The sequence below is a fragment of the Sphingopyxis sp. GW821-FHT12F08 genome (assembly GCF_058806755.1).
Genome location: NZ_JBXAQA010000001.1, coordinates 646,748 through 672,136, shown reverse-complemented (window position 1 = coordinate 672,136; position 25,389 = coordinate 646,748). Strand labels below are relative to the sequence as shown.

The 25,389-nt window shown below is 67.2% G+C and carries 26 protein-coding genes; 16 read left to right on the top strand and 10 right to left on the bottom strand.

What is annotated here, in order from left to right:
• Nucleotides 1-20: 20 nt before the first annotated feature.
• From lspA to purE, 8 genes are all read right to left on the bottom strand, one after another.
• A complete protein-coding gene (lspA, locus tag AC1RNQ_RS03280) occupies nt 21-551 on the bottom strand; it encodes a signal peptidase II (RefSeq protein ID WP_493168882.1) in 531 nt (176 codons plus the stop codon).
• Between the two features lie 3 nt (nt 552-554).
• Nucleotides 555-3,620: an isoleucine--tRNA ligase gene (gene ileS, locus AC1RNQ_RS03275; RefSeq protein ID WP_493168880.1), complete on the bottom strand. Its 3,066-nt coding sequence runs from the start codon at nt 3,618-3,620 to the stop codon at nt 555-557.
• A gap of 242 nt (nt 3,621-3,862) precedes the next feature.
• On the bottom strand, nt 3,863-4,909 hold the full coding sequence (locus AC1RNQ_RS03270) for a glycerophosphodiester phosphodiesterase family protein (RefSeq protein WP_493168879.1): 1,047 nt from the start codon (nt 4,907-4,909) through the stop codon (nt 3,863-3,865).
• A 97-nt stretch (nt 4,910-5,006) separates the two neighbouring features.
• Nucleotides 5,007-5,936: a bifunctional riboflavin kinase/FAD synthetase gene (locus AC1RNQ_RS03265; protein ID WP_493168878.1), complete on the bottom strand. Its 930-nt coding sequence runs from the start codon at nt 5,934-5,936 to the stop codon at nt 5,007-5,009.
• Between the two features lie 118 nt (nt 5,937-6,054).
• Nucleotides 6,055-7,236, bottom strand: a complete 1,182-nt coding sequence (locus AC1RNQ_RS03260) for a dipeptidase (RefSeq protein WP_493168876.1) — start codon at nt 7,234-7,236, stop codon at nt 6,055-6,057.
• Nucleotides 7,236-7,742: a dihydrofolate reductase gene (locus AC1RNQ_RS03255; RefSeq protein WP_493168875.1), complete on the bottom strand. Its 507-nt coding sequence runs from the start codon at nt 7,740-7,742 to the stop codon at nt 7,236-7,238. The genes AC1RNQ_RS03260 and AC1RNQ_RS03255 overlap by 1 nt, the downstream gene beginning before the upstream one ends.
• A complete protein-coding gene (locus tag AC1RNQ_RS03250; RefSeq protein WP_493168874.1) occupies nt 7,739-8,812 on the bottom strand; it encodes a 5-(carboxyamino)imidazole ribonucleotide synthase in 1,074 nt (357 codons plus the stop codon). The genes AC1RNQ_RS03255 and AC1RNQ_RS03250 overlap by 4 nt, the downstream gene beginning before the upstream one ends.
• A 4-nt stretch (nt 8,813-8,816) precedes the next feature.
• Nucleotides 8,817-9,314 (bottom strand): 5-(carboxyamino)imidazole ribonucleotide mutase, encoded by a 498-nt coding sequence (gene purE / locus AC1RNQ_RS03245; RefSeq protein WP_493168873.1) that lies wholly within the window; start codon nt 9,312-9,314, stop codon nt 8,817-8,819.
• A 190-nt stretch (nt 9,315-9,504) separates the two neighbouring features.
• On the opposite strand from purE, the gene AC1RNQ_RS03240 reads away from it, so the two are divergent.
• From AC1RNQ_RS03240 to AC1RNQ_RS03225, 4 genes are all read left to right on the top strand, one after another.
• Nucleotides 9,505-10,149, top strand: a complete 645-nt coding sequence (locus AC1RNQ_RS03240; protein ID WP_493168871.1) for a GGDEF domain-containing protein — start codon at nt 9,505-9,507, stop codon at nt 10,147-10,149.
• A 314-nt stretch (nt 10,150-10,463) separates the two neighbouring features.
• Nucleotides 10,464-10,793, top strand: a complete 330-nt coding sequence (locus AC1RNQ_RS03235; RefSeq protein WP_058809916.1) for a hypothetical protein — start codon at nt 10,464-10,466, stop codon at nt 10,791-10,793.
• A 22-nt stretch (nt 10,794-10,815) separates the two neighbouring features.
• Nucleotides 10,816-11,388 carry a hypothetical protein gene (locus AC1RNQ_RS03230; RefSeq protein ID WP_493168869.1) on the top strand — a complete coding sequence of 191 codons (573 nt, stop codon included), beginning with the start codon at nt 10,816-10,818 and terminating at the stop codon, nt 11,386-11,388.
• 87 nt (nt 11,389-11,475) lie between these two features.
• A complete protein-coding gene (locus AC1RNQ_RS03225) occupies nt 11,476-11,931 on the top strand; it encodes a Dps family protein (RefSeq protein ID WP_493168868.1) in 456 nt (151 codons plus the stop codon).
• Nucleotides 11,932-12,167: 236 nt separating this feature from the next.
• Here AC1RNQ_RS03225 and AC1RNQ_RS03220 read toward each other — a convergent pair whose 3' ends face one another.
• A complete protein-coding gene (locus AC1RNQ_RS03220; RefSeq protein WP_493168867.1) occupies nt 12,168-12,965 on the bottom strand; it encodes a cold-shock protein in 798 nt (265 codons plus the stop codon).
• 261 nt (nt 12,966-13,226) lie between these two features.
• Here AC1RNQ_RS03220 and AC1RNQ_RS03215 point away from each other — a divergent pair, with 261 nt between their 5' ends.
• The 10 genes from AC1RNQ_RS03215 to AC1RNQ_RS03170 all read left to right on the top strand — a co-directional run bounded on the left by AC1RNQ_RS03215 (nt 13,227) and on the right by AC1RNQ_RS03170 (nt 21,675).
• Nucleotides 13,227-13,844 carry a ribonuclease D gene (locus tag AC1RNQ_RS03215; RefSeq protein WP_493168866.1) on the top strand — a complete coding sequence of 206 codons (618 nt, stop codon included), beginning with the start codon at nt 13,227-13,229 and terminating at the stop codon, nt 13,842-13,844.
• A gap of 5 nt (nt 13,845-13,849) precedes the next feature.
• Nucleotides 13,850-14,488, top strand: coding sequence for an LPS export ABC transporter periplasmic protein LptC (lptC, locus tag AC1RNQ_RS03210; protein ID WP_493168864.1), 639 nt, complete (start codon nt 13,850-13,852; stop codon nt 14,486-14,488).
• Nucleotides 14,485-15,069, top strand: coding sequence for an LptA/OstA family protein (locus AC1RNQ_RS03205; protein WP_493168863.1), 585 nt, complete (start codon nt 14,485-14,487; stop codon nt 15,067-15,069). The genes lptC and AC1RNQ_RS03205 overlap by 4 nt, the downstream gene beginning before the upstream one ends.
• A gap of 104 nt (nt 15,070-15,173) precedes the next feature.
• On the top strand, nt 15,174-15,326 hold the full coding sequence (locus AC1RNQ_RS03200) for a hypothetical protein (protein WP_493168862.1): 153 nt from the start codon (nt 15,174-15,176) through the stop codon (nt 15,324-15,326).
• Nucleotides 15,327-15,612: 286 nt separating this feature from the next.
• Nucleotides 15,613-17,427, top strand: coding sequence for an ABCB family ABC transporter ATP-binding protein/permease (locus tag AC1RNQ_RS03195; RefSeq protein WP_493168861.1), 1,815 nt, complete (start codon nt 15,613-15,615; stop codon nt 17,425-17,427).
• A 95-nt stretch (nt 17,428-17,522) separates the two neighbouring features.
• Complete coding sequence (locus tag AC1RNQ_RS03190; protein WP_493168860.1) at nt 17,523-17,864, top strand: ArsR/SmtB family transcription factor; 342 nt, start codon at nt 17,523-17,525, stop codon at nt 17,862-17,864.
• The gene (locus AC1RNQ_RS03185) at nt 17,861-18,337 is read left to right on the top strand and encodes an ArsI/CadI family heavy metal resistance metalloenzyme (protein WP_493168859.1); all 477 of its coding nucleotides are present in this window, start codon (nt 17,861-17,863) and stop codon (nt 18,335-18,337) included. Before AC1RNQ_RS03190 ends, AC1RNQ_RS03185 begins: the two co-directional genes overlap by 4 nt.
• A gap of 25 nt (nt 18,338-18,362) precedes the next feature.
• Nucleotides 18,363-18,848 (top strand): arsenate reductase ArsC, encoded by a 486-nt coding sequence (locus tag AC1RNQ_RS03180; RefSeq protein ID WP_493168857.1) that lies wholly within the window; start codon nt 18,363-18,365, stop codon nt 18,846-18,848.
• A complete protein-coding gene (locus tag AC1RNQ_RS03175) occupies nt 18,845-19,531 on the top strand; it encodes an aquaporin (RefSeq protein WP_493168854.1) in 687 nt (228 codons plus the stop codon). The genes AC1RNQ_RS03180 and AC1RNQ_RS03175 overlap by 4 nt, the downstream gene beginning before the upstream one ends.
• A 119-nt stretch (nt 19,532-19,650) precedes the next feature.
• A complete protein-coding gene (locus tag AC1RNQ_RS03170; protein WP_493168850.1) occupies nt 19,651-21,675 on the top strand; it encodes a putative bifunctional diguanylate cyclase/phosphodiesterase in 2,025 nt (674 codons plus the stop codon).
• Here the strand turns inward: AC1RNQ_RS03170 and AC1RNQ_RS03165 are convergent.
• Entirely contained in the window at nt 21,672-22,577 is a 906-nt protein-coding gene (locus tag AC1RNQ_RS03165) for a LysR family transcriptional regulator (protein WP_493168848.1), read from the bottom strand. The genes AC1RNQ_RS03170 and AC1RNQ_RS03165 overlap by 4 nt on opposite strands.
• A gap of 119 nt (nt 22,578-22,696) precedes the next feature.
• Between AC1RNQ_RS03165 and AC1RNQ_RS03160 the strand changes: the two genes are divergently transcribed.
• Together AC1RNQ_RS03160 and AC1RNQ_RS03155 are read left to right on the top strand one after the other, a co-directional pair.
• Entirely contained in the window at nt 22,697-23,461 is a 765-nt protein-coding gene (locus tag AC1RNQ_RS03160; protein WP_493168846.1) for an SDR family oxidoreductase, read from the top strand.
• Nucleotides 23,462-23,674: 213 nt separating this feature from the next.
• Nucleotides 23,675-25,327, top strand: coding sequence for a cation:proton antiporter domain-containing protein (locus tag AC1RNQ_RS03155; RefSeq protein ID WP_493168844.1), 1,653 nt, complete (start codon nt 23,675-23,677; stop codon nt 25,325-25,327).
• Nucleotides 25,328-25,389 lie beyond the last annotated feature (62 nt).

Below are 25,389 nucleotides of genomic sequence, written 5' to 3'. Positions count from 1 at the left end.
AAACTCCTGATGCGCCCCGTTTACTCGGTGGCGGGCTTGTCGGTCGACGCGTCCGCCTCGGGCGCCTTTTCGCGCAAGAGCAGCGCGCGCGCAACCAGCAAAAGCACCCCGATGGTGATGCAGGCGTCGGCGACGTTGAAGATCATGAAGGGGCGGAAGGCGCCGAAATGCAGGTCGGCGAAATCGACGACATAGCCGTAGCGCACGCGGTCGACGATATTGCCGAGCGCGCCGCCGAAGATGAGCGCGAGCGCGAGCACGTCGCCCTTCGCCTTTTCGACCGTCATCCAGAAGGCGACCGCGAGCGCGACGAGCGCGGTGACCGCGACGAGCGTCCAGCGCGTGGTTTCGGTGCAGCTCGCGAACATCGACAGCGAAATGCCGCAATTTTCGGCCCAGCGCAGGTCGAAGATCGGCAGGATCGTGACGACGCGCTTCAGCTCGAGCGACAGCGGGACGATGACGACCCACTTGCTGAACTGGTCGAGCAGGAAGGCGAGTGCGGCGATGAACAGGCCGTATTTGAGGTGCGGCGAACGTCTTTTTGTCATGGCCTAGCTCAATACCGTGTCGCAGCGATTGCACAAGGCGCCGTCCTCGGCGACCTCGGGCAGGTGGCGCCAGCAGCGGCCGCATTTGTGATGAGCCGAGGGATAGACCTTGTGCCCCATGGATCTGACTTCCATTGGCTCGCTGCCATTGGCACTAATAAATTGTGAAGGCTCATCGGTTCTATCGACCAACTTCACATTGGAGCAAATCAGCACTTCGGCCGCGTCATGCTTCCACAGTTCTAAGTGGCTCTCCATACGGACACTCAGTTCAACGTCGGCGTCAAGGCTAGAGCCAATTTCCTTGGCCCGCCGCAATTCTTCAAGGGAATGATAGATTTCCGCGCGTTGGAAGCGTTTAAGTGCCCAGAGTTCCTCTAATTCCTCGCCTCTCCAAGCTGGGCTCACGACAGGCCATTCCAGCAGATGCACGCTGCCCGCATCGGGATAACGCGTGCCCCACACTTCTTCGCTCGTGAACACCAGCACCGGCGCGGCATAGCGGACGAGCGCGTGGAACAGAACATCGAGCACGCTGCGATACGCGCGGCGGGTGTCGGTGCCGAGCGGCGCGGCGGGGCCGAGGTCGCAGTAGAGGACGTCCTTGCGGATATCGAAATAGAAGGCCGAGAGGTCCTCGTTGCAGAAGTCGGCGAGCAGGCGGGTGTAGCTGTTATAATCGAAATCATCGACCGCCTGCCGCATCTTCGCGTCGAGGTCGGCGAGCAGCGAGAGCATGTAACGTTCGAGCTCGGGCATCGCCGCGACGTCGGTGATGCGTTCCTCTTCGGAGAAGCCTTCCAGGGCGCCGAGCAGGTAGCGGAACGTGTTCCTGAGCTTGCGATACTGGTCTGCCACACCTTTCAGTATCTCGTCGCCGATGCGGTGGTCCTCGGTGAAGTCGACGCTCAGCGCCCACAGGCGGATGATGTCGGCGCCGTTGGTTTCCATCACCTTGACCGGATCGGTGGTGTTGCCGACCGACTTGGATTGTTTGAGGCCCTTGCTGTCCATCGTGAAGCCGTGCGTTAGCACCGCCTTGTACGGCGCCTGTCCGCGCGTGCCGCAGCTTTCGAGCAGGCTCGACTGGAACCAGCCGCGATGCTGGTCGCTGCCCTCGAGGTAGAGGTCGGCGCTGTGCGTCGAGCCGTCGTGGCGCACGACCGCGGGCCATTTGCCGCTTTCGAGCACGAAGGCGTGGGTGCAGCCCGAATCGAACCAGACGTCGAGAATATCGACGATGCGTTCGTAATCGGCGGCGTCGTACTTGTCGCCGAGATATTCCTGCGCGCGCGCGTCGGACCAGGCGTCGACGCCGCCCGCCTTCACCGCCGCGACGATGCGGTCGTTGACGATCGGGTCGTTCAAATAATGGCCGGTCTTGCGGTCGACGAAGAGCGTGATCGGCACGCCCCAGGCGCGCTGGCGGCTGAGCACCCAGTCGGGGCGGTCCTTGACCATCGACCCGATGCGGTTGCGGCCCTTTTCGGGGACGAAGCGCGTGCGCTCGATCGCGTGCATCGCGGCCTGGCGCAGCGTCGGCGCGTCGCAGAGATCCTCCTCATGCGGGTTGATCGCGCCGCCTTCGCTCTCCCAGCGCTGCTCGCGCGGCGCCTTGGGCTCGATGTGCGTCATCACCTTGTCCATCGGCACGAACCATTGCGGGGTGCAGCGATAGATGACCTTCGCTTTCGAGCGCCAGCTGTGGGGATAGCTGTGGGGATAGTCGTCCGACGCCGCAAGCAACGCGCCCGTTTCGCGGAGGTCGGTGCAGATGGGCCCCGCTTCCATATTGGACCGAAAGCCGGCGGCGTTGAATTTCGGATTGATCACGCTGCCTTGGCCGCCGAGCCAAGCCCAGTCGTCGCGATATTTGCCGTCGCCCTCGACCGCGAACACGGGGTCGATGCCGTTCGCCTTGCACAGGTCGAAGTCGTCCTCGCCGTGATCGGGCGACATATGGACGAGGCCGGTGCCGCTGTCGGTGGTGACGAAATCGCCCGCGAGGAAGGGGCGCGGACGCGCGAAGAAGCCGCCCAACGCGTGCATTGGATGACGTGCGACGGAGCCCGTGAGGTCCGAGCCTTTGCCAACCCAAAGTGGTTTGAAAATATCGTCGGGCGTGAAGGCCGATCGACCTCGAAACTCTTCAAATAGCTTTGCCGCAACGAGGACGACGCCCTCCCAGACAAGCTGCAAGTTGTCGCCGGTGGACGGCAGCGCGAAATCTATCTGCCTGAATTGGCGCCCGTGATGCGCAACATAATCGACATCCTCACCATAAGCGATCGCCTGGTTGACGGGGATCGTCCACGGGGTGGTCGTCCAGATAACGGCCTTCGCGCCGATGAGTTCGGGGATCGGCGAATCTGTGATGTCGAAACCGACATCGATCTGGGTCGAGACGATATCCTCATATTCGATCTCGGCTTCGGCGAGCGCGGTCTTTTCGACCGGCGACCACATCACCGGCTTGGCGCCGCGATAGAGCATGTCGTTGGCGGCGAATTTGAGCAGTTCGCGGACGATGGTGGCCTCGGCCTCATAATCCATCGTGAGGTACGGATGGTCCCAGTCGCCGCCGATGCCGAGGCGCTTCAGCTGCTCGCGCTGGGTGTCGACCCAGTGCTGCGCATAGGCGCGGCATTCGGCGCGGAATTCCTCGACCGGAACCTCGTCCTTGTTGAGCTTCTTCTTGCGATATTGCTCCTCGACCTTCCACTCGATGGGGAGGCCGTGGCAGTCCCAGCCGGGCACATAAGGCGCGTCCTTGCCCTTCAGCGTCTGGGTGCGGACGACCATGTCCTTGAGGATATGGTTGAGCGCATGGCCGATGTGCATGTCGCCATTGGCGTAGGGCGGGCCGTCGTGGAGGATGAACTGCTCGCGGCCCTTGCGGCTATCGCGAATCTGCCCCTCGAGATTGCCCGCGATCCATTTGGCGAGAATCGCCGGTTCCTTCTGCGGCAGGCCGGCCTTCATCGGGAAGTCGGTCTTGGGCAGGAAGACGGTGTCGCGATAGTCGCGCTGGTCGCCAGTCGGTTCGGGGGTGGGCGTGCTGTCGGTCATGGTGCGCGGCGCTTAGCGCAGATTCGCGTGGGCGCAAAGCTTATGGGGCGGGTAGGAAGAGGTTCGCGCGGAGACGCGGAGACGCGGAGGAAAAAGAAGAAGGGTGATTCGCGCAGAGGCGCAGAGATCGCAGAGTAGAAGAGACAAGGGCGGCGGGGCCGCCATTCTCATTTCTTCTCCGCGCCTCCGCGTCTCCGCGTGAACCAAAATCTCTGCGGCCTCTGCGCCTCTGCGCGCATTTCTTATTTCTGCCGCGGTTTCAGCGCCGGGCCGATGCTCGCGATATCCTCGACCCAGATATAGCCGTTGAAGCTCGACGGGATCTTGGCGAGCTGGCGCGGGTCGCTCAGCCCCTCGTTCGACTTGCCTTTTTCATAGGGGCCGAAGACGATCACCTTCGCGCCGGCGCTGTCCATGCGCGCGATCAGCCGGTCGGGCCAGCCCCAGAAGGCCCATTGATAATTGACCGGGATCGCGAGCACGCCGTTCCGGCAGCTGTCGGGGACGATGCCCGTCCAGCCGTAGGTCACATAATCCTTCGAGCACGCCATCGCTTCGGTTTTCAGATCAAATGCCCAATTCGCCGGCAGCAGCTGGCGCATGCGCTTCACCGGCGCTGCATGGCCGTAGAAGGCGTCGCCGATCTTCGCGCTGTCGCGGCCCGATGCCTTGAGGATCGCGAAGAGCTGGTCGGCTTCTTTTGCGTTCTTCGACTTGAAGTTGAAGAGGATCGGGTGGACCGGAAGCGCGGCGAGGCCCGCCTCGACGGTCGGCATCTTGCCGACGCCCTTGCCGCGCAGCGGGAAACTCTTGCCGCCGTCGGCACTATAGCCGTAGCCGATGTCGAGCGCCTGCAGCTCGGCGAGCGTCAGGTCGCGCGTGTCGCCCTTGCCGTCGGTGCGGCAGTCGACGGTCCAGTCGTGGAAGAGCACCATGCGGCCGTCTCTGGTCGGCGCGACGTCGATCTCGACCATCGCGGCGCCATAGCCGACCGCGAGGCGCATCGATTCGGGGGTGTTCTCGAAAATTTCGTGCGCCGGCGGGTAGATGTGCCGCGCGGTGCAGGTGTCGCGGCCGACCGCGGCGCGCTTGTCGTAGAGGTGATAGACGCCGCGGTGCGCGATCAGCCTGGGCTTGCCGACGGGATCGGGCGCGAGCCAGCTCGCGTTGCTGAGCGCGAGCCAGGCGACGAGTGCGGCGAAGAGCCAGAGCGCGATCTTGGTGCCGCGGCGCATCGGCTTTTTCTTCGGGCCTTCGAGGGCGTCGGCCCAGTTGTCGTTCGTCGTCATGCGTCCCCCTGATTTCGTCATGCCGGGCTTGACCCGGCACCCGCCTTCCTTCCTTCAAGACAAGGCGGACCCCGGATCAAGTCCGGGGTGACGATGATTATAAGTCGGCCAGCAGTTCTTTGGCCCGTTCGCAATCCGCTGCGATCTGCGCCATTAGCGCGTCCATGGTCTCGAACTTCGCCTCGCGCCGGATGAAGGCGTGGAAGGCGACGTCGATTTCCTGCCCGTAGAGATCTTCGGAAAAGTCGAAGAAATGCGGTTCGAGCAATTCCTTGGGCGGGTCGAAGCTGGGACGGATGCCGAGATTCGCGGCGCCTTTCAGGACACGTCCGTCGGGGAGCCGGCCGGTGACAGCGTAGATGCCGTAGCGCGGGCGGAGATAATTGCCCATGTCGACATTGGCGGTCGGAAAGCCGAGCAGGCGGCCGTTCTTGTCGCCGTGCTGGACGATGCCGCGCACGGTGAAGGGGCGGGTGAGCAGCCGCGCGGCGGTGGCGCAGTCGCCGGCGTGCAGCGCGTCGCGGATGCGGCTCGACGAGATCACCTCTTCGGCGTCGTCGACGGGCGATACCATTTCGGTGAAGAAGCCGAGGCGGCGGGCGTGGTCGGCGAGCGTCACGACGTCGCCGCCGCGGCCCTTGCCGAAGACGAAATCGGCGCCGGTGACCACGCCGGCGGCGCCGTAGCGGTCGAGGAGGAGTGCGCCGATGAAATCCTCGGCCGTCGTCCCCGCGAGCGCGGCGTCGAAGGGCAGGACCAGCATCGCGTCGGCGCCGGCCGCGGCGAACAGCTCTTGCCGTTGGTCCAGCGTGGTGAGGCGGAAGGGCGGGACGTCGGGCTTGAAGAAGCGCACCGGATGGGGGTCGAAGGTGGCGACGATCGCGGGGCGGCCCTCGTCCTGCGCGTGGCGCACGGCGCGGCCGACGACCGCCTGGTGCCCGGCGTGGAACCCGTCGAAATTGCCGAGCGCGATCACCCCGGCGCGCAGGGGATCGGGGATGCGGTCGTGGCCGTCGAGGCGGATCATGGGCCCACCTCTCCCCGTTCGCCCTGAGCCTGTCGAAGGGCCGTTCCTTCTTTCGACGTTCGAAGAAAGAAGGACGGTGCTTCGACAAGATCAGCACAAACGGAGGTTTGGAAATCCATCATGGCGCGGGCGGGGTCAGCGGGACGAGCCCCGCGCCGAGCACGCGGATCGCGTTGCCGCCCATCGCGGCGCGGATCTCGTCGTCGCTGAACCCCGCGTCGATCAGCGCCTGCGTCACCTGCACGAGCTTCGACGTGTCGAAGCGCACGGTGGTCGCGCCGTCATAGTCGCTGCCGAGCGCGACATGGTCGATGCCGACGAGGTCGCGGACATGCTTCATCGCCCTGGCGATGCTCGCGGGCGAGGTGTCGCACACCGCGGCGTCCCAATAGCCGATGCCGATGAGCCCGCCCGTCGCGGCGACGCCGCGGATCTGATCGTCGTCGAGATTGCGGTTGACCCGGCAGGTCGCCTGCACCCCGCCGTGGCTGGAGACGACGGGGCGGCGCGCCATTTTGAGGATGTCGGCGACGCAGGCCTTGCTGCAATGCGCGACGTCGACGATCATCCCCTTGGCTTCCATGCGCGCGATCACGTCGCGCCCGAAGGGGGTGAGCCCGCCCTTCTTCAGCCCGTGCATCGACCCCGCGAGGTCGTTGTCGAAGAAATGGGTGAGCCCCGCCATGCGGAAACCCGCGGCATAGAGCTTGTCGAGATTGGCGATATCGCCTTCGAGATTGTGGAGCCCCTCGACGCTGAGCATCGCGCCGGTGGTGTGCGGTTTGGCCCGGCGCGCGGCGAACAGCGCGGCGAGCTCGTCGGCGCTGGCGACCGCGCGCAGCTTGCCGTCCGACGCCTTGGCGTTGCGGTGCAGCTTGGTCGCGTGCCACAGCGAGCGTTCGAGCAGCGAATCCCACGTCCGCACCGGCTGGAGCTGGGCGATGACGAGCCCGGTGAGATTGTCGGTGTCGGCGCTATTGGCGTCGTAATTCTGGCCCTTGGGCGATTGGGTGGTGCTCGCCAGCACCTGCAGCGCGACATTGCCGTCTTCGAGGCGCGGCAGGTCCATATGGCCGCGGTCGGCGCGCTGCAGGAAATCGCGGCTCCACAGCAGGCTGTCGCTGTGCAGGTCGACGATGATGAGCGTCTTGTGGAGCGCCTTGGCGCGGGCGCTGGCCGCGGGCAGCGGCTTGCCGTCGATCTTGTTGAGCCCGCGCTCGATGACCCCGGGGGCGAGCGTGAAGAAGGCCAGCGCGGCGAGCGCGACGATCAGCAGGATGGCGGTGAGCCAGCGGCGCATTACGTCCTCCCCTTGTCCCCGGAGCGCACGAAAGTGACGAAGCTGTAGGCCGGGCGGCCGCCGTCGGCTGGGTGGTCCTCGCGCGCGGCCTCGACCCAGTCGGCGGGATCGGGATAGGCGATCGACGCGTCGCCCGCCGGTTCGAGCGCGACCTCGGTGAGCTCGATGCGGTCGGCGATCGGCAGGAACATCGCATGGATTTCGGCGCCGCCGATCACCATCACCTGCGGTCCGTTCGCGAGGCGCAGCGCTTCCTCGACCGATGCGACGGGTTCGGCACCGTCCTCCTGCCAGTCGGGATCGCGGGTGAGGACGATGTGGCGGCGGCCTTCGAGGATCGCGGGCAGGCTGTCGAAGGTCTTGCGCCCCATGATCATCGGGCGGCCCATGGTGAGCTGCTTGAAACGGCGGAGGTCGGCGGGCAGGTGCCACGGCATCTTGCCATTGGCGCCGATCACGCCGTTCGCGGCGCGCGCGATTATCAGGGTGATTTCGGGGTGGTTCATGCCGGTTCCGCCCCCGCCCAGGTCGCGTGGCCGAGCTTGCGCCCCTCGCGCACCTCGGTCTTGCTGTAATGATGGACGTGGCAATTTTCGTCGGCGAGCAGCGCGGGGATTTGTGCGATATCGGCGCCGATCAGGTTGCGCATCACCACCGGCAATGCGCGCGTCGCGGTGCTGCCGAGCGGCAGTCCGGCGATCGCGCGGATATGATTCTCGAACTGGCTGGTCACCGCACCCTCGATCGTCCAGTGGCCGCTGTTGTGCACGCGCGGCGCCATTTCGTTGAATATCGGGCCATTGTCCGTCGCGAAAAATTCGCCGGTGAGCACGCCGACATAGTCGAGCGCCTCGGCGATCAGCGCCATCATCGCGCGCGCGTCGTCCTGTTGGTCGAGGATGATTTGCGGCGGCGGCAGGCTGGCGGTGCTGAGGATGCCGCCTTCGTGGGCGTTAACGGTCGAATCCCAAAAGCGGACCTCGCCGTCGATGCCGCGCACGAGAATCACCGAAAATTCATGGTCGAAATCGACGAAGCCTTCGAGGATCGCGGCGTGGCGGCCGATCGTCTGCCATGCGGTATCGGCGTCTTCGGGCGCCCTGAGCCGCGCCTGACCCTTGCCGTCATAACCCATGCGCACCGTCTTGAGGATCGCGGGGGCGCCGATGGCCGCCAGCGCGGTATCGAGCTCGGCGCGGTCGGGGACCGAAGCGAAAGGCGCGGTGCGGCCGCCGAGCCCGGCGACGAAAGCCTTTTCGGCGAGCCGGTCTTGCGCGATTTCCAGCCCGAGCGCGCCGGGGCGGATCGCGACATGGCCCGAGAGGAAGCGGACGGTGTCGACGGGGACATTCTCGAACTCGAAGGTCACCGCGTCGCACGCCGCAGCAAAGGCGGCGAGGCGCGGCTCGTCGTCCCACGCCGCCTGGCTGTGATGCGCGGTGACTTCCGCCGCGACGCTTTCGGCGTCGGGGGCATAGACATGCGTCTTGAAGCCCAGCTGCGCCGCGGCGACGCCGAGCATGCGGCCGAGCTGGCCGCCGCCCAAGATACCGATCGTCGAACCCGGTGGCAGCAAGGGGTCAGCCCTCGCGTACGGGGGTAGGGGCGACGCCGTCGGATTGGGCGGTGCGCCACGCGTCGAGTTTCGCGGCGAGATCGGTGTCCTCGTTCGCCAGCAGCGCGGCGGCGAACAGGCCGGCGTTGGTCGCCCCCGCCTTGCCGATCGCGAAGGTCGCCACGGGCACGCCGCCGGGCATCTGGACGATCGAATAAAGGCTGTCGACGCCGCTCAAGGCCGCCGACTGGACGGGCACGCCGAGCACCGGCACGCGCGTCATCGAGGCGACCATGCCGGGCAGATGCGCGGCGCCGCCGGCGCCCGCGATCACGGCCTTCAGCCCACGCGCGGCGGCGCTCTTGGCATAGGAAACGAGCCGGTCGGGGGTGCGGTGCGCCGAGACGATCCGCACCTCGTGCGCGATGCCCAATTGTTCGAGGATGGCCACGGCGTGCGCCATGGTCGGCCAGTCCGACTGGCTGCCCATGATCACGCCAACAAGCGGCGCCGTATCGCCCATCCCTCTTGTCTCCCTGCCCCGGCGAGTCATCGCCGTCCCTCCCCCTAGCGGGTGGACAGGATGCGGGCAACGCCATCAAATCGCGGCAGCGTTTACCGATTGGTATCATGTGCCGTCTAGGGTCGGCGATCACAGGATAGACCATCGGCATCGGGCCGGCGGCACGGGTTCGCTTCGGGGACGTTTCGGGATGGATAGCATTGGGGGGGCACGGATCGCGGTCGATCACCTGACCGCCGTACCCGTCGACTCCATCGAAGACCAGCTGCGCGAGGTACGGCGCGAGCGCGACGCGTTGCGCCGCGAGAATCGCATCCTCAAGATAGCGGTCGCCGAGCTCGAGCGCGTGTCCGAACGCGACACGCTGACCCCGCTGTTCAACCGCCGCTATTTCCTGACCGCGATCCACCAGCGCATCGCGCGCTTCGAGCGGCATGCCGAGACCGCCGCGGTGGTCTTCGCCGACGTCAACCAGCTCAAATATATCAACGACAGCTTCGGCCATGCCGCGGGCGATTTCGCGCTGATCCAGATCGCCGACCGCCTGCTCGGCTCGATCCGCTCGACCGACGTCGCGGCGCGCATCGGCGGCGACGAGTTCGGGCTGATCCTCGACCAGTCGACCGAGGAAGGCGCACGCGTCCAGGTGACGCGGCTCTGCGAGATATTGGCCGCGACCCCCGCCTTCTACGACGGGTGCGAGATCGCGCTGTCGGCGTGCTTCGGGGTCGCGATGCTGCAGCCCGACATGACCGAATCGGACATCCTCGCGGCGGCCGACCGCGACATGTACCGCTGCAAGCAGGGGCAGGCCGGACCCAGCGGACACCGTTGAGGCGGCGAGCCGGGTGCGATTTTGTTCGCACAAAGCCACGAAGCCACAAAGGACTCTCTTTCCCGTTCGCCCTGAGCTTGTCAAAGCCTGTCCTGAGCGCCTGCAAGGCAGTCGAAGGGGGCCGTTCTTTCTTCGAATTCCGCAAGAAGGACGGTGCTTCGACAAGCTCAGCACGAACGGTTGAGGGGGAGACCCTATCTTTGTGGCTTCGTGGCTTTGTGCGAGTCGGAATGGGCGCTGCGCGGCCCTAACGATCCTAACCGCCTGTTAACCAATTAGGCGCATCGTGGAGCCCTTGAGGACAGGGGGCGACGATGCTGAGCCACAACGACCCGAGCCAGGAAATCCAGAGCCGCATCACCGGGCAGATCGGCGCGCTCGCCGAGGCGCTGCCGCATTGCGCGCTGACCCAGATCGTCCAGGGGATCGACGACATCCGCTGCCTTGCGCGCGACAATGGTTTCGCCGCGGTCGAGACGCTGGCGAGCCGGCTCGAATCGGCGGTCGCCGCGGGCGGCTATCGCGCGGCGATCCTGACCTATCTCGACGCGATGAGCGACGCCGCGAGCGCGCCGCGCGGGCCGATGGCCCCCGCGATGCAGGAAGCCTGGCTGGCGTCGGTCGCGATGCGCCTCGGCCACTGACGCCGCTTTAGGACGCTTTTTCATGGATGCCATCATGATCGCGCTCGTCGCGGTGGCGCTGGCCAATGCCGACGGGCGGACGGGGAGCTTCCTGTCGCAGCTGCTGGCGCTGCGCAGCGACCGGCGTCTCACCTTCGGAATCGCGGTCGCCGCCTTCGTGATCAACGCCGTGGTCGCGGCGGTCGCGGGGAGCGTCGCCAATGCGATGGTCGGGCAGGGTATCGTGATGTTGCTCGTCGCCTTTGCGCTGATTTCGGGCGCCGCCGCGCTGCTGTGGCCGGGGCGGCTGGGCCCCGATGCCGAGAGCCTGGCCCGCGCGCCGGTGCCGCTGCTCGCGACGCGCATGCTGTTGTCGCAGTTCGGCGACCGCAGCCATTTCCTGATCGGCGCGCTCGCCGCGACCAGCGGTGCGGGGCATTGGGCGGCTGCCGGCGGGCTCGCCGGCTGGATCCTCGCGATGCTGCCCTTCCTCGCCTTCGGTCCCGAACTGGCCGGAAAGCGCGCGGCGAAGATCGTGCGCTGGATTGCCGCCGCGGTGCTGATCGTCTGGGGGCTGCGCAGCGCGATGACGGCGTTCGGCATCATCAGCCAGTAATCGATTTTATCGATCATTCAGCGCGAAAGGCTGCGTGGGAAGCTTCGCGGCGGGACCCCTATATCGGCGGGACGAAAGGAGGGTGTCATGCCCGAACATAATCAGCCCGCCGTCGCCGACGCGCTCAACGCGCTGCTCGCCGACAGTTTCGCGCTCTACCTCAAGACCAAAAATTATCACTGGCACGTCCACGGTCCGCATTTCCGCGAGCTTCATCTGCTGTTCGACGAACAGGCGGCACAGATCCTCGCGACCACCGATCTGATCGCCGAGCGCGTGCGCAAGAATGGCGCCGCGACCTTGCGCTCGATCGGCGACGTCGGCCGGCGCCAGTCGATCAGGGACGACGACGCGCCCGGCGTCGCCGCCGACGCGATGGTCGGGGCGCTGGCCGCAGACAACCGCATATTGCTCGCCCAGCTCAAGGAGGTGAAGGCCGCCGCCGAGCGCGACGGCGACATCGCGACGAGCGGGCTGGTCGACGCCTGGGCCGACGAAACCGAGCAGCGGGTATGGTTTCTGGAAGCGACGGCGGGGTATTGAGCCACCTTTGCTCTCTCCCCTTCAGGGGAGAGATACGCAGGCTTGCGAGCTTGCTGGCTAGCCGGAGTTGAGAGGGGTTTGCTGCGCCAGCGGCCCAGGCCCCTCTCCAAGCTTCGCTAGCACCTGACGGAGCAAGCAGCGCTATCCTCTCCCCTGAAGGGGAGAGGGCTTTGCCATACCCCCAACGAAAAAGGGCGGCCTCGCGGCCGCCCTTTTCCTATTCGCTGGTGGGACGATCAGTCCTGATGCGGCTGGATGTTCACCGCGGCAAATTTGCCGCGATCGTCGACTTCGATGTCGAAGGCGACGCGGTCGCCTTCCTCGAGGCCGGTCATGCCCGCGCGCTGCACCGCGCTGATGTGGACGAAGGCATCGGCCTGTCCGTCGTCGCGCGCGATGAAGCCGAAGCCCTTGGTGGTGTTGAAGAATTTCACCGTGCCCGAGGTGCGTTCGCCCGTCAGCTGGCGCCGGCCGCGGGCGCCGCCCGGACGGTCGCCGCCGAAGCCGCCACCGCCGCCGCCGCGATCGTCGCGGCGCGGAGCGCTGTCCTCGATCGGCATCGGTTCGCCTTCGATCTTCAGGTCGATCGCCGACACCTTGCCGTTGCGCTCGACGAGGGTGAAGCCGAGCGGCTGGCCCGAGGCCAGGCCCTGCAGCCCGGCCTGTTCGACCGCGCTGATGTGCACAAACACATCCTCGCCGCCGTCGTCGCGCGCGACGAAGCCGAAACCCTTCGACGGGTTGAAGAATTTGACGGTGCCATTGCCCTCGCCGACGACCTGCGCCGGCATGCCGCCGCCGCGTCCGCCGCCGAAGCCGCCACCGCCGCCGGCACGATCGCCGCCGCCGAAGCCGCCGCCGCGATCACCGCCGCCGAAACCGCCCCCACGGTCCCCGCCGCCGAAGCCGCCGCGCGGCGCGCCGCCGCCATAGCTGTCGCCGCCATAAGGTGCCGGTTCGAAGCTGTCGAAATTGCCGAAATCATCGCGCTTACCGCGCCCCCGATGGCCACGGCGGTCTTTGTTGAAACTCATTGTCTGATAGTCGCTTTCGGTTCGTCCACGCTCCGTTCACACCGGCTCCTTGCGCCGGACGGAGACGCAGTTCACCCTGGGCACAGACTCGCCCCGTGCCGCTAACGACGCAATATATAACCTAAATGCGAACGTCCTGCGAACAGAAAATTCAGGGGGTCCGCCGCAGCCCGGGCAGCGTCCGCCGCATCGTTCCGGTACCCCCATACCGCGGGCGAAACCAGTCATTGAGCCGCAAGGCGGCTTCGCCTAAGGCGGGGCATGACTGTCTATTTCCACGAAGAAGATCTGCCCGAGGGCGCGCTGGGCCCCGGGCCGGTCGCGGTCGATACCGAGACCATGGGGCTCAACCCGCTGCGCGACCGGCTGTGCCTCGTCCAGATCAGCGACGGGTCGGGCGACGAGCATCTCGTCCGCTTCGGCCCCGGCAGCGCCTATGACGCGCCGGTGCTGAAAGCCGTGCTCGGCGATACCAACCGGTTGAAACTGTTCCATTTTGCGCGCTTCGACCTCGCCGCGATCGAGCAGGCGCTGGGCGTGATGGCGGCGCCCGTCTATTGCACCAAGATCGCCTCGCGGCTGATCCGCACCTATACCGACCGCCACGGGCTCAAGGAACTGGTGCGCGAATTGCTGGGCCAGGAAGTGTCGAAGCAGCAGCAGTCGAGCGACTGGGGCGCGGTGCAGCTGAGCGACGCGCAGCGCGACTATGCCGCGAGCGACGTGCGCTTCCTCCACGCGATGAAGGAGATCCTCGACGCGCGGCTGGTCCGCGAGGGACGGATGGAACTCGCGCAAAGCTGTTTCGATTTCCTGCCGACGCGCGCGCGGCTCGACCTCGCGGGCTGGCCCGAGATCGACATCTTCGCGCATAGTTGATTCGCATGTCCGAACGCGCCGATCATGACCGCACGATGCGCCAGCTGTGGGCGACCAGCGGGTCGAGCCACGACCGGCTGATCCGCATCCTGCGCTTCGGGCTGCCGCTGGTCATCGGGGTGGTCGCGGCGGTGCTGATCTTCTCGCCCTTCACCCAGCGCGCCGAGGTCAGCTTCCTCCTGTCGAAGGACAAGGTCGAGGTCGCCAGGGAGCGGATGAAGGTGACGCGCGCCGAATATCGCGGGCAGGACAGCAAGGGCCAGCCCTTCGCGCTGATCGCGGGGAGCGCGGTGCAGAAATCCTCCGCCGAGCCGATCGTGCGGATGGACCAGTTGTCGGGCGCGATCCGTCTTGCCGACGGTCCAGCAACGATCGCCGCGGCGCACGGGCAATATAATATGGACACCGAAAAGGTCGCGGTGCCCGGCACGGTGCAGGTCAAGAGCGCCGACGGATATCGCATCGACGCGAGCAATGTCGCGATCGACCTCAAGACGCGCAGCCTGGTCGGCACCGGCGGCGTCGCGGGCACATTGAACATCGGCCGCTTTTCGGCCAACCAGCTGTCCGCCGACCTCGACAAGCGCATCGTCCGCCTGTCGGGCAATGCGAAGCTGCGGATCAACCAGGGAGTGCTGAAATGACGTCATCGCCGCGGCTGTTCGGGCGACGCAGCCTGCTCGTTGCGGGCGCGAGCTTCGCGCTGACCAGCATGGCCATATTGTCGGCGGGTAGCGGCGGCGACGCGGCGCAGGCGCAGGCGCTCGCCAACCACAACAGCAACGCGCCCGTCGATTTCGACGCCGGCAGCATCGAGGTGCAGGACCGCGCCGACCGCGTGATCCTGGCGGGCGGGGTGCGCGTGACGCAGGCGGGGATGACCGTCACCTCGCAGCGGATGACCGTCGCTTACAGCCGTTCGGGCGGCACCGACGTCAACCGGCTCGACGCGACCGGCGGCGTGGTGGTGACCAAGGGCGAGGAGCGCGCGTCGGGCAATGTCGCGATCTACGACCTCGACCGGCGGCTGATCACGATGGTCGGCAACGTCCAGCTGACCCAGCGCGGCAACCGCCTCAACGGCGGGCGGCTGGTGATCGACCTCAATTCGGGGCGCGCGACGGTCGACGGCCGCGGCGCGACGCGCGGGCCGGACGGCAATGTCGTCCCGGGCAGCGGCGGGCGCGTGACCGGCACCTTCACGGTACCCGAAAGAAAGCAGTAACCAAGCCGCTTTACGCTACGGCAACCATGCGCTGACAGACAGGACGCAGGGACCAGACCATCTGCGGCGCCGGGGGCGACGCCGCTTGGCAAAAGGTTGGCCCCATGCGTTTCTCTCCCCTCGTCCCCCCGCGGCGCCCGCTGTTCGGCCGCCGCGCGGATATTCCGCATCCCAAGGAACTGGCGGGACCGACCCCCGACGAACGGCGGCTGATCGACCGCCTGCTGCGGCGCGCGGGGTACCGCGATTCGCGGTAGGAGTGGTTTCGCGCAAAGGCGCGAAGGCGCGAAGAGGAAACTCGCACAAAGCCACGAAGCCACAAAGAGGGTCCCACTCCCGTTTGCCCTGAGCTTGTCGAAGGGCCGTTCTTTCTTCGTGACCTCGAAGAAAAGGACGGTGCTTCGACAAGCTCAGCACAAACGGGGTTTGAGTAAGCCCTCTTTGTGGCTTCGCGCCTTTGCGTGAGACAAAAATAGTGCCCCGCCCGAGACCCGCACCAACCCCGCTTGGCGTCGCACCGCCGCCACCCTACATAGGCCGCGCATGCCGCCCGATACGTCCACTTCCGCCGAGGCGGCCAAGGAGCCGCCCGTCCTCGCGACGCTGCGGCGCTTCCTTCCCTATCTGTGGCCCGCGGGGAACGGCGGGCACAAGCTGCGGATCGTCGCCGCGGCGCTTATCGTGCTCGCGTCGAAGGGCGTGCAGCTGTCGATGGGCTTCCTCTATGGCGCCGCGATCGACAAGATGGCGCCGGGGATGCAGGAGGGGGTCGCGCTCGCGATCGGGCTGGTGCTCGCTTATGCCGGCGCGCGCTTTGCCGGGGTGCTGTTCGACAATCTCCGCAATGTCGTGTTCGAGCGTGTCGGGCAGGATGCGACGCGCGAGCTCGCGATCGCGACCTTCACCCATCTCCATGCGCTGAGCCTGCGCTTCCACCTCGCGCGGCGGACGGGCGAGGTCACCAAGGTGATCGAGCGCGGGACCAAAAGCATCGACACGATGCTCTATTTCCTGCTGTTCAACATCGCGCCGACGGTGATCGAGCTCGCCGCGGTGCTGATCATCTTCTGGACCAAGTTCAGCTTCGGCCTCGCGAGCGCGACCGCGCTGATGGTGGTGCTCTACATCATCTTCACGAGGCGGGTGACCGACTGGCGCAATGCGCTGCGCGTGCGGATGAACGACCTCGACACGCTGACCGTCGGGCGCAGCGTCGACAGCCTGCTCAATTACGAGACGGTCAAATATTTCGGCGCCGAGGCGCGCGAGGCGGCGCGCTACCGCGACGTCGCCGACCAATATGCGCGCGCCGCGGTGAAGAGCGAGAACAGCCTCGCCTGGCTCAACATCGGGCAGAGCCTGATCACCAACGCCGCGATGGCGGGGGCGATGGCCTACACGGTGTGGGGCTGGTCGAAGGGCGAGTATCAGGTCGGCGACGTGGTGCTGGTGAACACGCTGCTCGCGCAGCTGTTCCGCCCGCTCGACATGCTCGGCATGGTGTATCGCGTGATCCGCCAGGGGCTGATCGACATGGAGGCGATGTTCCGCCTGATCGACACCCCGCCCGAAATCGCCGATGCGCCGGACGCGTGGCCGCTGGTGGTGAACGGCGGCGCGGTGGCGTTCGAGAATGTCGTCTTCGGCTACGAGCCCGACCGGACGATCCTGAACGGGGTGAGCTTCGCGGCGCAGGCGGGCGAGACCGTGGCGATCGTCGGGCCGTCGGGCGCGGGCAAGTCGACGATCGCGCGGTTGCTGTTCCGCTTCTACGACCCGCAGGGCGGGCGCATCGCGATCGACGGGCAGGACATAGCGCAGGTGACGCAGGCGAGCCTGCGCGCCGAGATCGGCATCGTCCCGCAGGACACGGTGCTGTTCAACGACAGCATCGGCTACAACATCGCCTATGGCCGCGCCGATGCGAGCGCCGAGGGCATCGCCGCGGCGGCCGAGGGCGCGGCGATCGACGGCTTCATCGCGATCCTGCCGCAGGGTTACGACACCGAGGTCGGCGAGCGCGGGCTCAAGCTCTCGGGCGGCGAAAAACAGCGCGTCGCGATCGCGCGCACCCTGCTCAAGAACCCGCCGATCCTGATCCTCGACGAAGCGACAAGCGCGCTCGACAGCCGCACCGAGGCGGCGATCCAGGCAACGCTCGAACGCATCGCCGAGCGCCGCACGACGCTGGTGATCGCGCACCGCCTGTCGACGGTGGTGAACGCCGACCGCATCATCGTGCTGGATAAAGGCCGCGTGGCGGAGACCGGGACGCACGAGCAATTGCTGCGCATGCGCGGGCTGTATGCCGACATGTGGGCGCGGCAGCAGGCGGAGAAGGAAGAGGGGACGGTTTAGGGGCATCAAGAAACATTTCGATGATGGTCGAAATATTGCTTGACGCCGACTCATTGCTTCCATATTTCGACAATTATCGAATCATGGAGGCCCGGATGGAATCGAACAGCGTCGTTCGTGCGCTCGGGGCGCTGGCGCAGGAGCATCGGCTGGCGCTGTTCCGCCTGCTCGTGCAGGCCGGGCCCGAGGGGCTCGCGGCCGGCGCGATTGCCGAGGCGCTGGGTGTGCCAGCCTCGTCGCTCTCCTTTCACCTCGCGATATTGTCGAACGCCGGGCTGATCGCGCAACGGCGCGCGGGGCGGTCGCTGATCTACACCGCCGACTATGCCGCGATGAACGCACTGGTCGGCTTTCTCACCGAAAATTGCTGCGGCGGCGGGGTGGCCTGTGCGCCCGCGTGCGACGTGGTGACGCAAGACGAAAGGAAAAGCGCATGAGCCGGTTCCACATGCATGTAGGGGTCGCTGACCTCGACAAGTCGATCGCTTTCTATTCGGGACTGTTCGGCGCAGTGCCGAGCGTGACCAAGCCCGATTATGCGAAATGGATGCTCGACGATCCGCGGATCAATTTTGCGATTTCGGTGCGCGATGGCGCGCATCGCGGGATCGAGCATGTCGGGCTGCAGGTCGAGGACGAAGCCGAACTGGCCGCGGTCTATGGCCGGCTGAAAAACGCGGGGGCGCCGGTGCTCGAAGAGGGCGCAACCACCTGCTGCTATGCCAAATCCGAAAAGAGCTGGATCGCCGACCCCGACGGGGTGGTGTGGGAAGCCTTTCTGACCAATGGCGAGGCGACCGTGTATGGCGACAGCCCCGATTTCGCGCCGCTGGCGTCGCCGGCCGCCGCCGAAGGCAGCTGCTGCGTCCCCGCGGCGGCGAAAGCGCCCGCGGCCACCGGCTGCTGCTGACACCATGGCGGGGGAGGAGCTGGCGGTGTTGGTGCTGTGCACCGGCAATTCGGCGCGGAGCATCCTGGGCGAGGCGCTGATCGGGCGGCTCGGCGAAGGGCGACTTCGCGCCTATAGCGCGGGCAGCCAGCCGAAAGGCGCGCCGCATCCCGCCGCGTTGCGCTTGCTGGCGGCCGAGGGCTTCGACACGGCGGCCTTTCGGTCAAAGAGCTGGGACGAATTCGCTGCGCAGGGTGCGCCGCGCATCGACATCGCGATCACCGTGTGCGGCAATGCCGCAGGCGAGGCCTGCCCCTTGTTCATCGGCGCGCCGGTGCGCGCGCATTGGGGGCTGGCCGATCCCGCCGATGTTACGGGAGGCGAAGCGGCCGAGGACGCCGCTTTTGCCGAGACGTGGCGGCTGCTGGGTATTCGCGTCCGCGCGATGCTCGCACTGCCGCTCGACACGATGGGGCGGAACGAGGCGCGCGAGGCGCTGGGGCGGATCGGACGGATGGAGGGCGCAGCATGAGACGCGCGCTCGCCGCCGAGGCGATCGGCAGCTTCTTCCTGTTTGCGACCGTGGTCGGGTCGGGGATCATGGCCGAGGCCTTGTCGGGTGGGAATGTGGCGCTCGCCTTGCTCGCCAATGCGCTCGCGACCGGGGCGATATTGTTCGTGCTGATCGTGATGCTCGGACCCGTTTCGGGGGCGCATTTCAATCCCGCCGTAACGCTGGCGATGGCGCTCGACCATATGCTCGCGCCGCGCATCGCCCTGCTTTTTACCGCGGCCCAGCTCATCGGCGGCATAATGGGCGTATGGTCGGCCCATTTGATGTTCGACCTGCCGATCGTGCAATTTTCGCAGCATGGTCGCTCCGGATCAGGACAATGGGCGGGCGAATTCGTCGCGACCTTCGGGCTGATCCTGACGATTGCCGGGACGGTGCGGCACCGGCCCGAGTGGATCGCACCCGCCGTCGCGCTCTATATAACGGCCGCCTATTGGTTCACCTCGTCGACCAGCTTCGCGAACCCCGCGATTACCGTCGCGCGCAGCCTTTCCGATAGTTTTGCCGGCATCGCGCCGGTTGATGTCCCGGCGTTCGTGACGGCGCAGCTCGCGGGCGCGCTCGCCGGATGGCTGCTCGGACGCTGGCTTTTCGGCGCCGATGCGGCGGCTGGAGTGGACGATGCGACGGCCGGAAGCTGAGGGCGCGCCGCCCCGCCTTCCACCGTCAACCAAATTTACAAATTTGTAAGCAATTATGCCCATTTCTGCACCGGCCCGGACCACTTTCGGCGGGGCTGCTGCGTCGAAGGGTGGGGATTTTGATCAGGCTTGCCATGTGCATCGCGGTCGAGCACGATCCGTGGCTCGTCGCGCTCGCCGTCGCGATCTGCGGCATCGGGGCCTTTGCGATCGTCCAGATGTTCGAACGCGCGCGCGGGGCCGCGCGCGGGCAGGGGTTCGCCTGGGCTTTCCTGATCTCGGTCGCCGCGAGCGCGACCATCTGGTGCACGCATTTCGTCGCGATGCTCGCCTTCGAGGCGAAGGCGCCGGTGACGCTCGACCCCGTGCTGACGATCGCGTCGCTGATGGTCGCGATGCTCGGCTGTTTTGTCGGTTTCGCGGTCGCCGCCTGGGGGCGGCACGACCTGTGGGGCTGGCTCGGCGGCGCTTTGTTCGGCGGCGCGATCGCCGCGATGCATTTCACCGGCATGACCGCGTACCGCGTCGACGGCATCGTCCGGTGGGACCTGAATTATGTCGCCGCGGCGATCCTGAGCGCGGTCGGCCTGGCGGCGGCGGCGGTCGCGATGCTGCGCACGCGCCGCGCGGTGCGCCACCGCGTGCCGGTCGCGACCGCGCTGATCGTCGCGGCGATCGCTTTGCTCCATTTCCTCGCGATGACCGCGATGCACATCACCCCGATGGCGCTCGACGACACGCCGCTGCGCCCGGCGGAGTTCAACGCGCTGGCGCTCGCCACCGTGCTGGTCGGCGGGATCGTGATCGCCGCGGGGGTGTTTGCGGCGAAGCTCGACCGCCAGACGCGCTCCGATGCGCTGCGCGAAATGACGCGCATGGCGATGAACGACAGCTTGACCGGGCTGCCTAATCGCGTCGCGTTCCGCGAGGAGCTGGTGCGCCAGATCGAGATCGCGCGCAAGACCGGCGAGCGTGTCGGGCTGTGCGCGATCGACCTCGACCGCTTCAAGGAAGTAAACGACGTCCATGGCCACAAGGCGGGCGACGCGGTGCTGGTGCGCATCGCGCAGCGGCTGCGCGGCGCGATGGGGCAGGACGAGTTCGTCGCACGGCTGGGCGGCGACGAGTTCGTTGCGCTGATGCGTTTCACCGACCGCGCGCAGATCGCCGCCTTCGCGGCAAGGCTCGATGCCGAGCTGCGCGCGCCGCTGGCGTTCGAGGATTTCGAGGCGCGGCTGGGCGCGAGCATCGGCATCGCGGTCTTCCCCGACGACGCGGGCCATGCCGACGCGCTGGCGAACAACGCCGACCTCGCGATGTACCGCGCCAAGGCCGATTCGGCGCCGGTGCCGCTCCATTATGATTCGGCGCTCGACGAGGCGATCCGCGACCAGCGCGAACTTGCCGCGGACCTGCGCCGCGCGATCGACCGCGGCGAGCTCGACGTCCATTACCAGGTCCAGACCCTGGTCACGACGGGCGCGGTCACCGGTTATGAGGCGCTGCTGCGCTGGACGCACCCGCAGCGCGGGCCGATCGCGCCGACGGTCTTCATCCCGATCGCCGAAGCGAACGGTTTCATCCTGACGCTCGGCGAATGGGTGCTGCGCCGCGCCTGCGCCGATGCCGCGGGCTGGGCGCACGGGACGAAGGTCGCGGTCAATGTCTCGCCGCTGCAGCTGGCGCACGCCGACCTGCCGCGATTGTTCCACCAGATATTGCTCGACACCGGGCTACCGCCGCGGCGGCTGGAGATCGAGCTGACCGAGACCGCGATCATCGCAGACCGCGAGCGCGCGCTGCACGTGCTGCGCCAGATCAAGGCGCTGGGGGTCGGGGTGGCGCTCGACGATTTCGGCACCGGCTATTCGTCGCTCGAGACGCTGCGCGCCTTTCCCTTCGACAAGATCAAGCTCGACCGCTTCTTCGCCGCCGAGCTGGAAGGCAATATCCAGTCGACCGCGATCCTGCGCGCGGTGCTGGCGCTCGGCAAGAGCCTGTCGATCCCGATCCTGGCCGAGGGGATCGAGACCGCCGAGCAGCTCGACGTGCTGCGCCGCGAAGGCTGCGACGAGGCGCAGGGCTTCCTGATCGGGCGTCCGGGGCGCGATGTCGCGGGCGGGGCTGCGGTGGCGGTGGCCTAAGCGACTTCCCAAGTGGGCGGGTCGCCAAACGCTTCCCTGAGGTGGTCGCGCAGAGCGCGCAGCTTCGCCGAGGGCTCGCGCCCCTGTGCATGCGCCATGTAGAGCCACTCGTCGTCGGGGGCGAGATCGAGCGCGATGGCGACGAGCTGCCCGGCCTTGATCGCGGGGCCGGCGATGAAGGCGGGGAGCAGCGCGATGCCGAGCCCCGCGGCGACCGCATCGCGGATCATGTCGCCATTGTTGACCCCGAGCGCTTGGCGAGCCTGGATCGCGACCGGGCGGTCGTCGGTGGTGCGGAAATGCCAGTCGGCGGCGCCGCGGTTGGTGTAGAAGATGCCGCGATGGCCGCGCAGATCGTCGAGGCTTTGCGGCGTGCCATGTTCTGCAAGATAGGCTGCCGAGGCGACGAGGATGCGGCGGCTCTTCGCGAGTTTCCACACGATCAGGCGACTGTCGTCGATCACCCCCTGGCGGATGATCGCATCGTGCCCGCTCGACGCGACGTCGATGCGGCGGTCGTCGAGGTCGAGCGTCAGCTGCAGCTCGGGATGGGCCTTCAGAAAGGGATAGAGCGCGGGGCCGAGGTGCATATGGCCGAAGGTCACCGGCGCCGCGATGCGCAGCGGCCCTGCGAGCGTGCCGCGGCGCTCGGCGATGTCGGCGGCCGCCTCGGCAACGTCGCGGACGATGCGCTGCGCGCGCGGCAGGAAGGCGCTGCCGTCTTCGGTCAGGCTCAGCCGCCGCGTTGTGCGGTGGAGCAGCGCGCTGCCGAGCGAGCGTTCGAGTTCGGCGAGGCGTTCGCTCACCACCGATTTCGAGAGGCGGAGCTGGCGCGCGGCGCCGCTGATCGAGCCATGCTCGACCGTGGCGACGAATGCGGCGATGCCCTCGATGCGGACCATCGTTCGGTAATTCCGAATTATAGAGTCAGGAATTGCTGTCTATTCCGAACGCGACACCAAGTCCATCTTCTCGTCATCGACCACGGGCATCGGGCCCGCCGCCGAACAGGAGAAAGATCATGGACCGTTTGCTGAACAAGGTTGCGATCGTCACCGGCGCCAGCGCCGGCATCGGCCGCGAAACCGCGAAACTCTTTGCCGCCGAGGGCGCCCGCGTCGTCGTCGGCGCGCGCCGCCAGGCCGAACTTGACAGCCTCGTCGCCGAAATCGTCGCCGCGGGCGGGCAGGCCGTCGCGGTGGCGGGCGACGTGCGCAGCGAAGCCTATCACGAAGCGCTCGTCGCTGCGGCGGTGGAGAATTTCGGCCGCCTCGATGTCGCGTTCAACAATGCTGGGGTGTTCGGCGAGGCCGGGCCAAGCACCGAGGTCAGCGAAGCGGGCTTCAACGACGCGCTGCAGGTGAACCTGACCGCGTCGTTCCTCGGCGCCAAGCACCAGATCGCCGAGATGGTGAAGCATGGCGGCGGCTCGGTGATCTTCACCTCGACCTTCGTCGGATACAGCTTCGCCTTTCCGGGCAGCGCGGCCTATTCGGCGAGCAAGTCGGGGCTGATCGGGCTGACGCAGGCGCTCGCCGCCGAGTTCGGGCCGCAGGCGGTGCGCGTCAACGCGGTGTTGCCCGGCGCGGTCGAAACCGACATGTATCACGACGTCAACGACAGCGCCGACAAGAAGGATTTCGTGACGAACCTGCACGCGCTGAAACGCGTCGCGCAGCCGGCCGAAATCGCCAAATCGGTGCTCTACCTTGCCTCGGACGATGCGAGCTTCGTCACCGGCACGGCGTCGCTGCTCGACGGCGGGGCGTCGATCACGCGGAGTTGACCGGCAAGGCCCCTCCTTTCGTGGCCGCTCCTCAAGATCCTCCCCTTGGCGGAGCCATGGGGAGGTGGCAGCGCGAAGCGCTGACGGAGGGGTATAACGCGCGCTCCACCACCGCCTGCGGCGGCACTCCCCCTCCCCAACGCTGCGCGATGGGGAGGATCTTTTTGGGCCGCTGCCTTGACCCCCCGCACCGCCGCCCCTTACGCTCGCGCCATGCCACACGACACGACCCTTATCGGCACGGTCGTCGCCGGCCTGGGGGTCGCCTTCCTGATGGGCGCGCTTGCGCACCGGCTGCGGATTTCACCGATCGCGGGCTATCTGCTCGCGGGGATCATGGTTGGTCCCTTCACCCCCGGCTTCGTCGCCGACACCGGACTCGCGATGCAGCTCGCCGAGATCGGCGTGATCCTGCTGATGTTCGGGGTCGGGCTGCATTTCTCGTTCAAGGACCTGCTCTCGGTGCGCAAGATCGCGGTGCCCGGCGCAGTGCTGCAGATCGCGGTGGCGACCGCGCTCGGCATGGCGCTCGGGCTGTGGCTCGGCTGGTCGATCGAGGGGAGCGCGGTGTTCGGGCTCGCGCTGTCGGTCGCCTCGACCGTCGTGCTGCTGCGCGCGCTCCAGGCGCGCGACATGGTCGAGACCGAAAAGGGACGCATCGCGGTCGGCTGGCTGATCGTCGAGGATCTGGTGATGGTGCTCGCGCTGGTGCTGTTGCCCGCGATGTTCGGCGACCGCGGCGACGAAGTGGGCGGCTTGGGGCGCGCGGGCGCAGGCCTGCTCCAGTCGGCGGCGATCGTGCTGGTCAAGCTCGTCGGTTTCGGCGCCTTCATGTTCCTCATTGCGCGGCGCGTCTTGCCGTGGGTGCTCCACTGGGTCGCGCATTCGGGCTCGCGCGAGCTCTTCCGTCTCGCGGTGCTGGCGATCGCGCTCGGGGTCGCCTTCGGCGCGGCGGTGGTCTTCGATGTCAGCTTTGCCTTGGGCGCCTTCTTCGCGGGCATGATCCTCGGCGAGACGCAGCTCAGCCGCCGCGCCGCCGAGGAGACGCTGCCGCTGCGCGACGCCTTTGCGGTGCTCTTCTTCGTGTCGGTCGGCATGCTCTTCGACCCCAGGGTGCTGATCGAGCAGCCGGGACCGGTGCTCGCGACGGTCGCGATCATCGTTTTCGGCAAGTCGCTCGCCGCCTATGCGCTCGTCCGCGCCTTCGGCCATCCCAACCAGACCGCGCTGACCGTGTCGGTCAGCCTGGCGCAGATCGGCGAATTCTCCTTCATCCTCGCGGGGCTGGGCGTCGGGCTCGAGGTGCTGCCCGAAACCGGGCGCGACCTGATCCTCGCCGGCGCCTTGCTGTCGATCCTGGTCAACCCGATCTTCTTCACGCTGATGGTCAAGCGCATCCGCGCCGACGATGCCGGCGAGCCCGAGGCGGTGACCGCCGACGCCCCGCCGCCGTGCAACGCCGGGGTGGTGCTGATCGGTTACGGCCGCGTGGGCAGCCATATCGGCTCGCTGATCTGCGGGCGCGGCGAGGGGCTGACGGTGATCGAGGACCAGAAGGACATGGCCGCGGCGGCACGGGACGCGGGGGCGACGGTGATCGTCGGCGACGCGACCAAGGACAGCATCTTGCGGCAGGCGGGGATCGAGGAGGCCTCGACATTGCTGATCGCGATCCCCGAGGGGGTCGAGGCGGGCGCGGTGGTGCGCAAGGCGCGCGCGATCAACCCGAAGCTGGTGATCGTCGCGCGCGCGCATTCGGACGAAGAGGTCGCCGACCTGGTGCGGCGCGGGGCGGACCATGTGGTGATGGCCGAGCGCGAGACCGCGGCGCGGATGGCGGAAAGGGCGATGCTGACGCTGGTTTGAAAGCCCTTCCCCTTCAGGGGAGGGGTTGGGGTGGGGCGTGTCGGGTAGCGCTAGGCCGCTGG

Bases quoted from the DNA above. Each gene is read 5' to 3' on its own strand.
- ileS (WP_493168880.1), bottom strand. From the start codon at position 3,620: ATGACCGACAGCACGCCCACCCCCGAACCGACTGGCGACCAGCGCGAC.
- purE (WP_493168873.1), bottom strand. From the start codon at position 9,314: ATGGGCGATACGGCGCCGCTTGTTGGCGTGATCATGGGCAGCCAGTCG.
- AC1RNQ_RS03265 (WP_493168878.1), bottom strand. From the start codon at position 5,936: ATGATCCGCCTCGACGGCCACGACCGCATCCCCGATCCCCTGCGCGCC.
- AC1RNQ_RS03200 (WP_493168862.1), top strand. From the start codon at position 15,174: ATGCGTTTCTCTCCCCTCGTCCCCCCGCGGCGCCCGCTGTTCGGCCGC.
- AC1RNQ_RS03205 (WP_493168863.1), top strand. From the start codon at position 14,485: ATGACGTCATCGCCGCGGCTGTTCGGGCGACGCAGCCTGCTCGTTGCG.
- AC1RNQ_RS03175 (WP_493168854.1), top strand. From the start codon at position 18,845: ATGAGACGCGCGCTCGCCGCCGAGGCGATCGGCAGCTTCTTCCTGTTT.
- AC1RNQ_RS03260 (WP_493168876.1), bottom strand. From the start codon at position 7,236: ATGCGCCGCTGGCTCACCGCCATCCTGCTGATCGTCGCGCTCGCCGCG.
- AC1RNQ_RS03155 (WP_493168844.1), top strand. From the start codon at position 23,675: ATGCCACACGACACGACCCTTATCGGCACGGTCGTCGCCGGCCTGGGG.
- AC1RNQ_RS03235 (WP_058809916.1), top strand. From the start codon at position 10,464: ATGCTGAGCCACAACGACCCGAGCCAGGAAATCCAGAGCCGCATCACC.
- AC1RNQ_RS03240 (WP_493168871.1), top strand. From the start codon at position 9,505: ATGGATAGCATTGGGGGGGCACGGATCGCGGTCGATCACCTGACCGCC.
- lptC (WP_493168864.1), top strand. From the start codon at position 13,850: ATGTCCGAACGCGCCGATCATGACCGCACGATGCGCCAGCTGTGGGCG.
- AC1RNQ_RS03220 (WP_493168867.1), bottom strand. From the start codon at position 12,965: ATGAGTTTCAACAAAGACCGCCGTGGCCATCGGGGGCGCGGTAAGCGC.
- AC1RNQ_RS03185 (WP_493168859.1), top strand. From the start codon at position 17,861: ATGAGCCGGTTCCACATGCATGTAGGGGTCGCTGACCTCGACAAGTCG.
- AC1RNQ_RS03230 (WP_493168869.1), top strand. From the start codon at position 10,816: ATGGATGCCATCATGATCGCGCTCGTCGCGGTGGCGCTGGCCAATGCC.
- lspA (WP_493168882.1), bottom strand. From the start codon at position 551: ATGACAAAAAGACGTTCGCCGCACCTCAAATACGGCCTGTTCATCGCC.
- AC1RNQ_RS03255 (WP_493168875.1), bottom strand. From the start codon at position 7,742: ATGAACCACCCCGAAATCACCCTGATAATCGCGCGCGCCGCGAACGGC.
- AC1RNQ_RS03190 (WP_493168860.1), top strand. From the start codon at position 17,523: ATGGAATCGAACAGCGTCGTTCGTGCGCTCGGGGCGCTGGCGCAGGAG.
- AC1RNQ_RS03225 (WP_493168868.1), top strand. From the start codon at position 11,476: ATGCCCGAACATAATCAGCCCGCCGTCGCCGACGCGCTCAACGCGCTG.
- AC1RNQ_RS03215 (WP_493168866.1), top strand. From the start codon at position 13,227: ATGACTGTCTATTTCCACGAAGAAGATCTGCCCGAGGGCGCGCTGGGC.
- AC1RNQ_RS03270 (WP_493168879.1), bottom strand. From the start codon at position 4,909: ATGACGACGAACGACAACTGGGCCGACGCCCTCGAAGGCCCGAAGAAA.
- AC1RNQ_RS03165 (WP_493168848.1), bottom strand. From the start codon at position 22,577: ATGGTCCGCATCGAGGGCATCGCCGCATTCGTCGCCACGGTCGAGCAT.
- AC1RNQ_RS03195 (WP_493168861.1), top strand. From the start codon at position 15,613: ATGCCGCCCGATACGTCCACTTCCGCCGAGGCGGCCAAGGAGCCGCCC.
- AC1RNQ_RS03160 (WP_493168846.1), top strand. From the start codon at position 22,697: ATGGACCGTTTGCTGAACAAGGTTGCGATCGTCACCGGCGCCAGCGCC.